This window comes from Pseudomonas sp. KT_2_4 (genome assembly GCF_041410225.1).
Lineage (GTDB): Bacteria > Pseudomonadota > Gammaproteobacteria > Pseudomonadales > Pseudomonadaceae > Aquipseudomonas > Aquipseudomonas paracarnis.
Window position 1 is genome coordinate 2,039,882 of the sequence record NZ_CP166962.1, and the last position, 14,186, is coordinate 2,054,067.

Sequence of the window (14,186 nt, forward strand, 5' to 3'; positions counted from 1 at the left end):
ACAGGGGATTGAGGCCGGGCGCTGATTGCGTGGGCAACACCCAACCAATGTGGGAGCTGGCTTGCCTGCGATAGCGTTAGTTCAGCGACAGAATCATTGACTGACCCGCCGCCTTCGCGGGCAAGCCCGCTCCCACAGGGGATTGAGGCCGGGCGCTGATTGCGGGGGCAATACCCAACCAATGTGGGAGCTGGCTTGCCTGCGATAGCGTTAGTTCAGCGACAGAATCATTGACTGACCCGCCGCCTTCGCGGGCAAGCCCGCTCCCACAGGGGATTGAGGCCGGGCGCTGATTGCGGGGGCAATACCCAACCAATGTGGGAGCTGGCTTGCCTGCGATAGCGGTTGGGCAGGCACTGATATGCCAACTGACAATCCGCTATAGCAGGCAAGCCAGCTCCCACCGTTTTAACTGCGATCGGCCTTGAGCACTTCGTAATCACGCAGCTTGTTGGCAATGGTGGTGTGCGACACCCCCAGGCGCTTGCCTAACTGGCGGCTGCTCGGGTGTTCGGCGTACAGGCTTTCCAACACCGCCTTCTCAAAGCGCCCGACGATATCCTCCAGGCTCCCCTCCAGGGAAAAATCACCCAGCGGCTGACGCACGCCGTAATCGGGCAAGCGAATATGCTCAACCTTGACCGTGCCGCCTTCGCACAACGACACCGCCTGGAACAGCACGTTTTCCAGTTGCCGCACGTTGCCTGGCCAGTGGTAGTGGCTGAGTTTGTCCATGGCCGCAGGGGCCAGCCTGGGCAGTGGGCAACCGATCTGCCGGCTGGCCTGGTCGAGAAAGTGCTCGACCAACGGCGCGAGGCCATCCAGGCATTCGCGCAACGGTGGGATATGCAACGACAGCACATTCAGCCGGTGATAAAGGTCCTGACGAAACTCACCCCGGGCGCAGAGTTCCGACAAATCCATCTGGGTCGCGCAGATCACCCGCACGTCCAGGTACACCTCTTCATCACTGCCCACCCGGCGAAAACAACCATCCTGCAAAAAGCGCAGCAGCTTGACCTGCAAGCGCGCGCTCATTTCTCCCACGCCATCCAGAAACAAGGTACCGCCCGCCGTCAGCTCAAGCAGGCCCAATTTACCTTCCGCCCGCGCCCCTTCAAATGCGCCGGGGCCATAGCCAAACAGTTCAGTCTCGGCCATCGACTCGGGCAACCCCGCGCAGTTGAGCGCCATCAACGGCGACTGCCCCCGCGGGCTGGCCAAGTGGCAGGCCCGGGCCAATAGCTCCTTGCCGGTGCCGGTTTCGCCTTCTATTAATAGCGGCGCATCCAGCGGCGCCATGCGCCGCGCTTCACGCACCACTGCGGCCATGACCTTGGAGCTTTGGAAGATGCTGTCGAAACCGCGCAGCTCTTGCTTGCGCACGTTATAGATACGCTCACCGACACGGTCGGCACGGTGCAGGGTGAGCACGGCGCCGGCCATGGCTTCGCTGTCGTCGTGCTCGGAGGATTGCAGCGGCGCGATATCCGCCAGAAATACGTCGCCCTTGACCTTGACCCGCAGGCCATTGATTCGCGACTTGCTGGCGCGCACCAGTTCCGGCAGGTCAAAATCCTCGGCATAACGCGACAGGGGAATCCCCGGCACTTCATCTACCCGCACGCCAAGCAACTGCGCCGCCGCCCGGTTGGCGGCCACGATGGAGCCGCCCATATCAATGGACAGCACCGGGAATTCCAGGGCACCGAGCAACGCATTGAGTTCCATATGCCGCCGCTCGCTGGGCATCAGCCCTACCCGCTTGACCCCGAACACTCCGGCAATCGCCTCGAACTGCGGGCGCAACGCCTGGAATTGCATGTTCACCAGGTTGGGGCAGAACAGGTAGATGGCATTGCCATGCTCACCGCCGACTTCGCCCTTGGCGACGTTGACGCCGTACTCCACCAGCAGGTTGAGGATGTCCCGCAGGATGCCGATGCGGTTCTGGCAGTGCACTTTGATACGCATGGAAAAACTCGAAAAAGGAGTAGGCGCCGCGTCTTTTTGTCGCTAGGCGCAGATAGTCGTCAAGATTATGTGACAGTACGGCAGCTATTCCCAGCCCATAGCTGCGAGAAGCGAGCCCATCGTAACGAATTCTTTACGAATATCGGTAATTTTTCCTACACGCATTGGCTAAAGGCTGATGGAATCCTGCGCCTATCCGGTTATCAATAGAGGCATCCCAGGACATAACAAGAACGAATGCCTAGCAGGAGAGCCGTATGAAGCAGACGCAGTACGTGGCCCGCGAGCCCGATGCGCAAGGTTTTATCCACTACCCGCCAGAAGAACACGCGGTGTGGAATACCCTGATCACTCGTCAGTTGAAGGTGATTGAGGGCCGCGCCTGCCAGGAATACCTGGACGGCATCGACAAGCTCGGCCTGCCCCTGGACCGCATCCCCCAACTGGGCGAGATCAACAAGGTGCTGGCCGACACCACCGGTTGGCAAGTCGCCCGCGTGCCGGCGCTGATTCCCTTCCAGACCTTCTTTGAATTGCTGGCCAGCAAGCAGTTTCCGGTGGCGACCTTTATCCGCACCCGTGAAGAACTGGACTACCTGCAAGAGCCGGATATTTTTCACGAGATCTTTGGCCACTGCCCGCTGCTGACCAACCCCTGGTTCGCTGAATTCACCCACACCTACGGCAAGCTCGGCCTGGCGGCCACCAAGGAGCAACGGGTGTACCTGGCGCGCCTGTACTGGATGACCATCGAGTTCGGCCTGGTGGACACGCCTCAGGGCCGGCGTATCTACGGTGGCGGCATTTTGTCGTCGCCTAAAGAAAGTGTGTATTGCCTGTCGGACGAGCCCGAGCACCAGGCCTTCGACCCGCTGGAAGCGATGCGCACCCCCTATCGCATCGACATCCTGCAACCGCTGTACTTCGTCTTGCCCGAGCTCAAGCGCCTGTTCGATGTGGCGCAGGAAGACATCATGGGCATGGTCGAGCGCGGCATGCAGTTGGGTCTGCACGCACCGAAATTTCCGCCCAAACCCAAAGCCGCGTGAACCTTGTGTTTTAAGGCCAGGTGAGTCTGTTCCCTGGCCCCGCGTTGCTTTAGGGTAACGCCACTGACCTTCAATCATTCGAATTCAGGACACCTTCCATGACCACCTTGAACCAAGCCCACTGCGAAGCCTGCCGCGCCGATGCCCCGCAAGTCAGCGATGAAGAACTGCCGGTGCTGATCAAGCAGATCCCTGACTGGAACATCGAAGTGCGCGATGGGGTGATGCAGCTGGAAAAGGTTTTCCTGTTCAAGAACTTCAAATTCGCCCTGGCTTTCACCAACGCCATGGGTGAAATTTCCGAAGCCGAAGGCCATCACCCTGGCCTGCTCACCGAGTGGGGCAAAGTCACCGTGACCTGGTGGAGCCACTCCATCAAGGGCCTGCACCGCAACGACTTCATCATGGCCGCGCGCACCGACGAAGTGGCTAAGACTGCCGAGGGTCGCAAGTAATGCATTTCGATGCCATCGACCGCGTGCCCGGCGACCCGATCCTCGGGTTGATGGACCTGTATACCCAGGACGCCAACCCGAACAAGTTCGACCTGGGCGTAGGTGTCTATAAGGACGAGCAAGGCCTGACGCCGATTCCCCACTCGGTGAAGCTGGCGGAACAGCGCCTGGTCGACACCCAAGTGACCAAGACCTATATCGGTGGGCATGGCGATGCAGCCTTCGGCAGCCTGATCAGCCAACTGGTGCTCGGCGCCGACTCGGCCTTGCTGCGTGACCGCCGCGCTGGCGCCACGCAAACCCCAGGCGGCACCGGCGCCCTGCGCTTGAGTGCCGACTTTATCGCCCACAGCCTGCCGGGCCGTGGCGTGTGGCTGAGCAACCCGACCTGGCCGATCCACGAAACCATTTTTGCCAAAGCCGGGCTCAAGGTCAGTCATTACCCTTACGTGGGCAGCGACAACCGCCTGGATGTGACGGCGATGCTGGCAACCCTGTCCAGCGTGCCCAAGGGCGACGTGGTATTGCTGCACGCGTGCTGCCATAACCCGACCGGCTTTGACCTGTCCCAGGATGACTGGCGCCAGGTCTTGCAGATCGTGCGTGAACGCCAGTTGCTGCCGCTGATCGACTTCGCCTACCAGGGCTTTGGTGATGGCCTGGAACAGGATGCCTGGGCGGTGCGCCTGTTTGCCGCCGAGCTGCCGGAAGTGCTGATCACCAGCTCCTGCTCGAAGAACTTCGGCCTGTATCGCGACCGCGTGGGTGCATTGATCGTCTGTGCGGCGGATGCCGAAAAGCTCACCGATGTACGCAGCCAACTGGCGAATATCGCTCGCAACCTGTGGTCGACACCGCCGGATCACGGTGCTGCCGTGGTGGCGACCATCCTCGGTGATGCACAGCTGAAAAAGCAGTGGAGCGAGGAAGTCGAGGCCATGCGTTCGCGGATCGCCCATCTGCGCGCAGGATTGGTGGAAGCGCTTGCGCCCCATGGCCTGGCTGAGAAATTCGCACATATCGGCACGCAGCGTGGGATGTTTTCCTATACCGGCTTGAGTGCCGAGCAGGTCAAGCAACTGCGCGAAAAGCACAGTGTGTATATGGTCAGTTCGGGGCGGGCTAACGTGGCCGGTGTTGATGCAACGCGCTTGACGTTGCTGGCTCAAGCCATCGCCGACGTTTCCAACTGAAGCAACAGGATTACGTGTGGGAGCTGGCTTGCCTGCGATGGCGGTGGTTCAGTTGCAGATTAATTGCCTGGCCCACCGCCATCGCGGGCAAGCCCGCTCCCACAGGGGATTGATGCCGGACGCTGAATCCGTGTGCGATACCTAGCCAGCGCCCACTTTTATAAGCACGCAGGGCTTCAGCCAGCGACCATTTCGGCCTTTAGCAGTGCCTCTTTGGCCTGCGCATCCGCCAACCGATACAACTCGATATGCCCATCCCAGTGCTCGATCAAGGCCGTGCACGACTCCACCCAATCCCCGCAGTTGAGGTAATCCACCTCGCCCACCTTGCGAATCTCGGCATGGTGAATATGCCCGCACACCACCCCGTGCAATTCACGCTTGGTCACCTCGTGGGCAATCGCCTCTTCGAAATCGCTGATAAAACTCACTGCCGTCTTGACCTTGTGTTTCAGGTACGCCGACAGCGACCAATAACCGTAGCCATACCGCGCACGCCAGTGGTTCAGCCAGCGGTTCAGCGTCAGGGTGAATTCGTAGGCCGAGTCGCCGAGGAAGGCGAGCCAGCGGTGATAGCGCGTGATCACATCAAACTGGTCGCCATGAATCACCAGCAAGTGGCGGCCATCGGCGGTGACGTGTACAGCCTCATCGACCAATTGGATATTGCCCAGGATCAGCTTGGAATAGCGACGCAGGAACTCGTCATGGTTGCCGGTGACATAGATCACCTCGGTGCCACGTTTGGCCATGGTCAGCAAGCGGCGGATCACGTTGGTGTGAGCCTGGGGCCAATACATGCCACCGCGCAGTTTCCAACCGTCGATGATGTCACCGACCAGGTAGACCTTGTCGGCATGGTAGCCCTTGAGAAAGTGCGACAGGTGTTCGGCCTGGCAATCCCGAGTGCCCAGGTGCACGTCGGAAATCCACAGGGTTCGCACCCGTTGCTTGCGGCTGGGCTTGGTGAACTCGGCACGGGTCATGGGCATCCCTCGACGCTGTTTTGGCGAGCTTGCGCCTTGGCGATTAATAGTCCATGACAAGCGTGCGTCAGTCTGATGACAGCGCCCGTCGCTCGCCAAGCGTTGTAGACTGACAGCTTGCCGCCCTGGAGACCGCGATGAGCCCGACCCTCACGCTACGCCACTACCTCGAAGCGCCCATTGCCCACAGCCATGACCATGCGCAGTTGGTGTTCGGCCTTTCCGGGCACCTGGACCTGGAAGTCGATGGCCGTGGCAGCCAGGTGCGCGAAAGCAGCGTGATGGTGCTGCCCTTCTCCACCCACCACGCCTGCATCAGCCGCGATGGCAGCCGCTGCCTGGTGCTGGATGTGCCGACCGAGCACTGGGTGGTGCAATCCTTGGGCGAACATGCCGATGCCAGCCGCCGCTTGCTCGACCAACCCGCACGCCTGGCGCTGGATGCCCGGCAACACCAGTTGGTGCAGTGGCTGGCACAAAGCCCGGTGCACGACCCGCTGATCGTCCAGCAAGGCGCCGTGTTGTTACTGGCCAGCCTCAACCACCCTCAGGGTCAACCGCTGCCTGGCCGGCGTCTGCCTTATGCCGCGTTCAATAGCCATATCGAGCGCCATGCGGCGCGTCCGCTCCAGGTGGCCGACCTGGCGCGGATTGCCGATTTGTCCGTGCCGCGCCTGCATGCACGGTTTATGGCTGAGTGCGGGCAAACGCCGATGGACTATCTACGCAGTCGTCGCTTGCATATGGCGCTCAGGCTTTTACGCGAAACCTCCCTGCCCATCGGCGAGATTGCCGAGCGCGTCGGCTACGCCTCGCAAAGTGCATTTTGCGCGGCCATGCTACGGGCCTTTGGCGCCTCGCCCGGGGCGTTGCGTCGGGCGGGCTAGCAAGAGTCTTGCGCTAAAAATCACCCGGCCCGCGACAGACGCCCATCCTCCAACCCTCTAGACTGCGAGGCTGTCACCCCTGTTGGATCAAGGATCGCAATGACTCCCCGCTCAGCCCTTGGCGCCCTGCATATCGGCGCACTGATGTTTGGCCTCACCGGCGTATTCGGCAAGCTGGCGGCGGCCTCCCCTGCCATCATCGTATTCGGCCGGGCCGCGTTTGCCGTGCTGGCCCTGGCGGTATTCGCCCGCTTTGCCAGCAACGCTCCCTGGAAAAAACTGGAGATGCGTGACTGGCGTCGCCTGCTGGTCAGCGGCGTCGTGCTGGCCGCCCATTGGGTGACGTTCTTTATCGCTGTCAAAGTCGCGGGTGTGGCCGTGGCGACCCTGGGGTTCACCGCATTTCCGGCCTTTACCGTAATCCTTGAGGGGCTGATTTTCCGCGAGCGCATTCGCGCCAATGAAGTGCTGCTGGTGGTGCTGGTCACCGTTGGCCTGGTGCTTGTGACCCCGGATTTCAATCTCGCCAGCGAGGCCACGGGCGGGCTGCTGTGGGGCATCGCCTCGGGCCTGTTGTTCTCGTTGTTGTCGCTGAACAATCGCGCCAGTTCAGGGCGCATTCCTGCGGTACAGGCCGCGCTGTGCCAGAACGTCGTGGTCGCCGCGCTCCTGCTGCCCGTGGCCGCGCCGGGGTTGGCGGATGTGCGAGGGATAGATTGGCTGTGGATCGGGCTGCTGGGGGTGTTTTGTACCGGCCTGGCCCACAGCCTGTTTGTCGCCAGCCTTGCGGTGATCAAGGCGCGCACCGCGTCGGTGGTGTTTGCGATGGAACCGGTCTACGGCATCACCGTGGCCTGGCTGTTGTTTGCCGAAACCCCGACCCTGCGCATGCTGCTGGGCGGCGCCTTGATCATCGTCGCCATCGTGCTCTCCGGCCTGATGGGCAGCGCCAGCCAGGCCAAGCAACCGGCGCCGGCCTGACTTCAGACGGTACGGTCGTTATGCCCGAGGTCGCGCTGCGGGTCGATCTGGTCGCGCACTCGCTGCTTGAGCACCTTGGCCTCGGGAAAACCGCCATCGGCCTTGCGCTCCCAAATCTGCACGCCATCGCAGGTAATGCGAAAGGCCCCGCCGGTGGCTGGTTCCAGTGCCACGCGCCCCAAGTCATCGGCAAAGGTGCTGAGTAGCTCCTGGGCCAGCCACGCGGCGCGCAGCAACCACTGGCACTGGGTGCAATAGGTGATCACGATCTCGGGTTTGCATGCAGACATCATTAAGCGGCTCCTGGCGTAACAGGCTCAGCGAATCGGGTGGCTATAATAGCGGCCTTTGTCGCCCAGCCACGAGATTGATGATGCGCCGCCTGCTGTCTTGCCTGTTCCTGTGCCTTGTCCCCCTACTTGCCGACGCGGTAGAAGCCCCCCGCCCGAAAATCGGCCTGGTGCTGTCCGGCGGCGCTGCCCGTGGCCTGGCGCATATCGGCGTGCTCAAGGCGCTTGAAGAGCAAGGTATTCATATCGATGCGATTGCCGGCACCAGTATGGGCGCGGTGATTGGCGGGTTGTATGCGTCGGGCTACAAAATTGACGAGCTGGAGAAGTTGGCGCTGGGGATCGACTGGCAGCAGGCCCTGTCCGACGCGCCACCGCGTGAAGATGTACCGTTTCGGCGCAAACAGGACGACCGGGATTTCCTGGTCAAACAAAAACTCAGTTTCCGCGACGATGGCAGCCTCGGCCTGCCGCTGGGCGTGATCCAGGGCCAGAACCTGGCGTTGCTGCTGGAAAGCATGTTCGCCCACAGCAGCAACACGCGTAATTTCGACAAGCTGCCGATCCCCTTTCGCGCCGTGGCTACCGACATCACCACCGGCGAAAAAGTAGTCTTCAGCAAAGGCCACCTGCCCCAGGTGATACGCGCCAGCATGTCGATTCCCGCGGTGTTCGCCCCGGTGGAGCTGGATGGCCGCCTGCTGGTGGACGGCGGTATGACCGACAACATCCCGTTGGATGTGGCGCGGGAGATGGGCGTCGATATTGCTATCGTGGTCGACATCGGCACCCCGCTGCGCTCGCGCAAACAACTGGCCACCGTGGTGGACGTGCTCAACCAGTCCATCACCCTGATGACCCGGCGTAACTCCGAGGAACAACTCAAGGCCCTGAACCCCAAGGACGTGTTGATCCAACCGCCGCTGGCCGCTTATGGCGTCACCGACTTTGGCCGCGCCAAGGACATGATCGATGCCGGCTACCGCGCCACCCGTGCCCTCGACGTACGCCTGGCACACCTGCGCCCTGCCGAACCCATCGACGCCGACCTGATAGCCGCCCGCACACCGGGCGAACGCACCCCGGTAATCACCGCAATCCAGGTGGAGAACGACTCCAAGGTCAGTGATGACGTCATCCGCTATTACATTCGCCAGGGGCTGGGAGAACCGTTGAACCTGGGCCGCCTGCAATCAGACATGGGCACCCTGTACGGCCTCGATTACTTCGAGCAGGTGCAATACCGCGTGGTAAAAAAAGGCCAGGACAACACCCTGGTGATCAGCGCACGCGGCAAGCGCAGCGGCACCGACTACCTGCGCCTGGGCTTGAACCTCTCGGACGACATGCGCGGCGACAGCGCCTTCAACCTCGGCGCCAGTTACCGCGTGAACGGCATCAACCGCCTCGGCGCGGAATGGCTCACACGGGTGCAGATCGGTGATCGGCAGGAGCTGTACAGTGAGTTCTACCAACCCATGGACACCGGCTCACGCTACTTTGTGGCCCCCTACATCAGGGCCGAGGCGCAGAACGTCGAGCTGATCCTGGATAACGACCCCATCTCCGAATACCGCCTGGAACGCTATGGCTTTGGTTTGAACGTGGGCCGGCAGATCGGCAACAGCGGCGAGATCCGCTTTGGCGTGGGCGAAGCCTGGGGCAAGGCGGACGTGCGCATTGGCGACCGCGACCTGCCAAGCGTGAGCTTCAGCGAAGGCTTCTATGAACTCAAATATTCCTTCGACTCCCTGGACAACGTGTACTTCCCCCATAGCGGCGAAGACATCGGCCTGGCCTTTCGCGAGTTCGAACCTGGCCTGGGCTCGGACCAGCGCTACCGCCAGTGGGAATTCAAGCTGGACAAGGCCATGAGCCACGGCCCGGACACCCTGATACTGGGCGGCCGCTATGGGCGCACCCTGGACGATTCGGATGTGGTGATTTCCAGCTTCCTGCTAGGAGGCGCACGGCAATTATCAGGCTTCCGCCAGGATGCGATTTCGGGGCAGAACATCAGCCTGATGCGCGCGGTGTACTACCGCAGGCTCACCCCGCGCTCTTACCTGCCACTGGACTTCCCGTTGTACCTGGGTGCATCCCTGGAACGGGGTCGGGCGTGGAACAACGATAACGAGTTCGATAGCGGCTATATCAACGCGGCGAGTATTTTCCTGGGGTTTGATACACCCTTGGGGCCGCTGAATTTCAGCTATGGGTTCAATGATGATAATCAGAAGGCGGTGTACTTGAACCTGGGCCAGACGTTCTAAGACGCCGAACACTAAACCCAATGTGGGAGCTGGCTTGCCTGCGATAGCGGTGCGTCAGCCAGCTAATCCTTTGACTGAATGTCCGTCATCGCAGGCAAGCCAGCTCCCACATTATTTAGATCAGGACTTTTCCAGGTTCGCCAGGATGTGCTCATGCACCCGCATGCACACCCGCAGGTCTTCCTCATTCACGCCCACGAACAACTCATGGCGCAACGCCGTGGCGATGGTTTCGATCTGGTCGATCAGCGGTTGGGCGGTATCGCACAGCAGGATACGTTTGGCGCGGCGGTCTTCCACCACGGCTTGGCGTTGCACCAGGCCCTGGCCTTCCAGGCTATCGAGCAGACGGGCCAGTGTGGGCCCTTCCACGCCGACACTTTGGGCCAATTCACGCTGGGTGGGTGCTTCGACAAAACGGGCCAGGTGCAGCAGCACCAGCCAGCGCGCCTGGGACAAGCCCAGCCCCGCCAGCCGGCGATCCAGTTCGGCGCGCCAACCTCGGGACATTTGCGCCAACTGCATGCCAAAACGGTGTTGATCGGTTAACGGCATAAAAAACTCATGTTTAAGACTGAAAATAAAGTATGGCTAATTATTAGTCAGCTAAGCATGAGCCCTGTCAGTAGGCAAGGCCCGCTATGTACTGATTCGTTACATTGTCGTAATTGGCACACTAAATTTCGAATTCCGACTGCAAAGCAGCACGCACGCAGTACAAAACGCCTTCCGGAACACGCCCGGTAAATAACGGCGCAATCTCCGTGACAGCTGGCAATTCGCCTTCTCCATCGAGAAAAGCGTCCTGGATTTCACCGAGCAAATCTTCAGGCAAATCAAGGGCCTGCTCCAGGGACAATTGCTGCTTGCCGATGGCTTCGGCGAGCAAGGTGTATACGTTTTTTTCCGAGCATTGCAGCTGGCCGGCGATCTGGATCGGGGTCATGCCGGCGCGGGCCAGGCTGATCAGTTCGTGGCGAATATCGGCGATTTCCTTCGGCGCTTCGGCCTGGCCGCCGAGCACTTCCAGGAAGGCCTGGCCGTAGCGTTCCAGTTTACGCGCGCCCACACCGCTGACCCGGGCCATCTCGGCCATGGTGGTGGGCTGCTCGCGGAGCATCTCCAGCAAGGTGGAGTCGGGAAAGATAACGTAGGGTGGCACGCTGTGCTCCTGCGCCAGTTTGCGCCGCAGGGTGCGCAAGGCTTCCCACTGTTCGCGTTCTTCACCCCGCACCAGTTGGCTGGCCTGGCTAGTACTGCTGCTTTTGGCGGTGGTCTGCGGCTTGAGGTCACGGCGCAGTTCCAGGCTCACTTCGCCCTTGAGCAAGGGCCGGCAACTGTCATTCAGGCGCAGCCCGCCGTAGCCTTCGATATCGATGTCGACCAGCCCACGGGCAACCATCTGGCGAAACAGCGAACGCCACTCACCTTCGGCGCGAGCTTTGCCGACACCGTACACCGAGAGTTTCTCGTGGCCGAAGCTGCGGATTTTTTCATTGTCCTTGCCCAGCAGTACGTCCACCAGATGGCCCACACCATAACGCTGGCCGGTGCGATAGATCGTCGACAACGCCTGGCGCGCCGGCTCGGTGGCGTCCCAGGTTTGTACGCCGTCGATGCAGTTATCGCAGTGGCCGCAGGGTTCAGGCATGTCTTCGTCGAAATACGCCAGCAGGGTCTGGCGGCGGCAGCGGGTCTCTTCGCACAACGAGAGCATGGCATCGAGCTTGTGCTGTTCCAGGCGTTTGTGGCGCTCGTCGCCCTCGGAGTTCTGCAGCATCTGCTTGAGCATCACCACGTCTTGCAGTCCGTAGACCATCCAGGCATCCGCCGGCAGGCCATCGCGGCCGGCACGCCCGGTTTCCTGGTAATAGGCCTCAAGGGACTTGGGCAGGTCCATGTGCGCCACGAAACGCACGTTGGATTTGTCGATGCCCATGCCAAAGGCGATGGTTGCCACCATGATCAGGCCTTCCTCGTTCAGGAAGCGTTTCTGGTGCGCTGATCGCGTTTCATTGGGCAGGCCGGCATGGTAAGGCAGTGCCGGGTAGCCTTGTTCACAGAGGAACGCCGCGACCTCATCGACTTTCTTGCGCGATAGGCAGTACACGATGCCCGCGTCACTGCGCCGCTCGGACAGGAACGCCAGCAACTGCTTGCGTGGCTGCTCCTTGGGCACGATGCGGTAGAAAATATTGGGCCGGTCAAAACTCGACAGGAAGCGCTCGGCGTTCTGCAAATGCAGGCGCTCGACGATCTCTTCGCGGGTCCGCTTGTCGGCGGTGGCGGTCAGCGCGATACGCGGCACATCGGGAAACAGTTCGGCCAATTGGCCAAGCTGCAGGTATTCGCGACGGAAATCGTGACCCCATTGCGACACACAGTGGGCTTCGTCAATGGCGAACAGGGCGATTTCCAGGCTCTGCAAAAAAGCCAGCATGCGTGGCTGCACCAGGCGCTCCGGCGCCAGGTAGAGCATTTTCACCTCGCCACGCTTGATGCGTGCGGCCAGGTCGCGCTGCTGCTCGGCGCTGAGGGTGGAGTTCAACGACGCGGCGGCGACACCGAGTTCTTCAAGGGTGGCGACCTGATCGTCCATCAACGCAATCAGCGGCGACACCACCACGGCCAGGCCATTGCGCAACAGCGCCGGCACCTGGAAGCACAGCGACTTGCCGCCACCGGTAGGCATCAGTACCAGGGCATCGCCGCCACTGGCCACGCGCTCAATGATCGCACCCTGGCGGCCACGAAAACTGTCGTAGCCGAAGATGTCCTTGAGGACGCGTTGAGCCTGCTCGAGCATGTAAAACTCCAAAATGGTGCCGAAATCCCTCTATACAGGCTGGCCGAAAAAATCCCCGTTCACGAAAAATAATCCGTAAGCGAAGTTTTCCCGGATTGGCGCTGGGCCTGTAGGGGCATCACAAAACGCGGCAGTATACCCGAGCGTTATCCACCAAAGGGCGCGACTGACGAATAGACGCACCAGGCTAAAACCGGGCAAATATGCCGTGCGGCTGGCCTGGGCGCTCAAGAAAGCCTAGAATTCAGCATCGTTTATTCCCAAGGTAGCCCTTCAATGTCCTTCGCTGAGCAACTAACCCGCCTGCAAGCCTTCCTCGACGCCGATGAGCTGCATGACGAGGCGCTGGACTACGTGGCCGCCCACGGCTACCTGACCGCCCTGTCGATCTGCTCCGACCCCGTCCCGGACCGTGAATGGATCGACGCGCTGTTCGCTGAAGAGCCTCACTACAGCGACGACGCCCAGCGCGCAGAAATCGAATCCACCCTGATCGCCCTCAAGGCCCACATCGCCCGCCAACTGGCCTCCGACGAAGAGTTCGAGCTGCCGTGCGAGCTGGACCTGGGCGACGACCCTGATGACTCCGACCTGCGCGGCTGGTGCATCGGCTTCATGGAAGGCGTGTTCCTGCGCGAAGCCGCCTGGTTCGAAACCGCCGAAGAAGAAGTCAGCGAAATGCTGCTGCCGATCATGGTCGGTTCGGGTCTGTTCGAAGAGGAAGCAGAGTTCTCCGACATCGCCGCCGACGCCAACCTGATGGACGACATGATCGTGCAGATCCCGGAAGCCCTCACCGCGCTGTACCTGCTGTGCAACGCGCCTGACGAAAAACCGGCGATCCTCAAGCCACGTCACCACTGAGTCGCTTGCCCGTGGCACCCATGGGCAACCGTCCACTGCTCCTGCGCTACGCGCTGCTGGCCATCGGCTGGCTAAGCGTAGCGCTGGGAGTCATCGGCATTTTCCTACCTGTGCTGCCGACCACGCCCTTCCTGTTACTCGCCGCCGCCTGTTTCGCTCGCAGCTCCCCGCGCTTCTACCACTGGCTGGTGGAACACCCGCGCCTGGGGCCCTGGGTGCGCGATTACCTGGACGGCAATGGCATCCCGCTCAAAGGCAAGGTCTACGCCATTGGCTTGATGTGGTTGAGCATCTCGATTTCCTGCTACCTGGTGCCGCTGCCATGGGCACGGGGCTTTATGCTGACCAGTGCGGTGCTGGTGACGATCTACATCCTGCGCCAGAAAACCCTGCCGCCACGCTGAGCGCCACCTGCGACATTCGATCCC

The 14,186-nt window shown here is 61.2% G+C and carries 13 protein-coding genes; 8 read left to right on the top strand and 5 right to left on the bottom strand.

Going from position 1 to position 14,186, the window contains the following annotated elements; translation table 11 throughout:
* Positions 1–408: 408 nt before the first annotated feature.
* Positions 409–1,974: a sigma-54-dependent phenylalanine hydroxylase transcriptional regulator PhhR gene (locus tag AB9N64_RS09340; protein WP_014719365.1), complete on the bottom strand. Its 1,566-nt coding sequence runs from the start codon at positions 1,972–1,974 to the stop codon at positions 409–411.
* 257 nt (positions 1,975–2,231) lie between these two features.
* On the opposite strand from AB9N64_RS09340, the gene phhA reads away from it, so the two are divergent.
* From phhA to AB9N64_RS09355, 3 genes are all read left to right on the top strand, one after another.
* Positions 2,232–3,023 (top strand): phenylalanine 4-monooxygenase, encoded by a 792-nt coding sequence (phhA, locus tag AB9N64_RS09345; RefSeq protein WP_014719366.1) that lies wholly within the window; start codon positions 2,232–2,234, stop codon positions 3,021–3,023.
* Between the two features lie 98 nt (positions 3,024–3,121).
* Positions 3,122–3,478: a 4a-hydroxytetrahydrobiopterin dehydratase gene (locus AB9N64_RS09350; RefSeq protein ID WP_003192995.1), complete on the top strand. Its 357-nt coding sequence runs from the start codon at positions 3,122–3,124 to the stop codon at positions 3,476–3,478.
* Positions 3,478–4,671 (top strand): amino acid aminotransferase, encoded by a 1,194-nt coding sequence (locus AB9N64_RS09355; protein WP_019818405.1) that lies wholly within the window; start codon positions 3,478–3,480, stop codon positions 4,669–4,671. Before AB9N64_RS09350 ends, AB9N64_RS09355 begins: the two co-directional genes overlap by 1 nt.
* 176 nt (positions 4,672–4,847) lie before the next feature.
* Here the strand turns inward: AB9N64_RS09355 and AB9N64_RS09360 are convergent, their stop codons facing one another.
* Complete coding sequence (locus AB9N64_RS09360; protein ID WP_014719368.1) at positions 4,848–5,657, bottom strand: UDP-2,3-diacylglucosamine diphosphatase; 810 nt, start codon at positions 5,655–5,657, stop codon at positions 4,848–4,850.
* 137 nt (positions 5,658–5,794) lie between these two features.
* On the opposite strand from AB9N64_RS09360, the gene AB9N64_RS09365 reads away from it, so the two are divergent.
* Complete coding sequence (locus AB9N64_RS09365; protein ID WP_014719369.1) at positions 5,795–6,544, top strand: AraC family transcriptional regulator; 750 nt, start codon at positions 5,795–5,797, stop codon at positions 6,542–6,544.
* 99 nt (positions 6,545–6,643) lie between these two features.
* Positions 6,644–7,525 (top strand): DMT family transporter, encoded by an 882-nt coding sequence (locus AB9N64_RS09370; RefSeq protein ID WP_019818408.1) that lies wholly within the window; start codon positions 6,644–6,646, stop codon positions 7,523–7,525.
* 2 nt (positions 7,526–7,527) lie between these two features.
* Here AB9N64_RS09370 and AB9N64_RS09375 read toward each other — a convergent pair whose 3' ends face one another.
* Positions 7,528–7,815 carry a SelT/SelW/SelH family protein gene (locus AB9N64_RS09375; protein ID WP_014719371.1) on the bottom strand — a complete coding sequence of 96 codons (288 nt, stop codon included), beginning with the start codon at positions 7,813–7,815 and terminating at the stop codon, positions 7,528–7,530.
* 83 nt (positions 7,816–7,898) lie between these two features.
* Between AB9N64_RS09375 and AB9N64_RS09380 the strand changes: the two genes are divergently transcribed.
* On the top strand, positions 7,899–10,088 hold the full coding sequence (locus AB9N64_RS09380) for a patatin-like phospholipase family protein (protein ID WP_032903134.1): 2,190 nt from the start codon (positions 7,899–7,901) through the stop codon (positions 10,086–10,088).
* A gap of 120 nt (positions 10,089–10,208) precedes the next feature.
* Here AB9N64_RS09380 and AB9N64_RS09385 read toward each other — a convergent pair whose 3' ends face one another.
* Positions 10,209–10,643, bottom strand: a complete 435-nt coding sequence (locus AB9N64_RS09385; protein ID WP_003193007.1) for a MarR family transcriptional regulator — start codon at positions 10,641–10,643, stop codon at positions 10,209–10,211.
* Positions 10,644–10,764: 121 nt separating this feature from the next.
* Positions 10,765–12,894, bottom strand: coding sequence for a DNA helicase RecQ (gene recQ / locus AB9N64_RS09390; protein WP_014719373.1), 2,130 nt, complete (start codon positions 12,892–12,894; stop codon positions 10,765–10,767).
* A gap of 276 nt (positions 12,895–13,170) precedes the next feature.
* Between recQ and AB9N64_RS09395 the strand changes: the two genes are divergently transcribed.
* Positions 13,171–13,758 carry a YecA family protein gene (locus tag AB9N64_RS09395; protein WP_019818413.1) on the top strand — a complete coding sequence of 196 codons (588 nt, stop codon included), beginning with the start codon at positions 13,171–13,173 and terminating at the stop codon, positions 13,756–13,758.
* A 20-nt stretch (positions 13,759–13,778) separates the two neighbouring features.
* Positions 13,779–14,162, top strand: coding sequence for a YbaN family protein (locus tag AB9N64_RS09400; protein WP_019818414.1), 384 nt, complete (start codon positions 13,779–13,781; stop codon positions 14,160–14,162).
* The last annotated feature ends 24 nt before the right edge of the window (positions 14,163–14,186 follow it).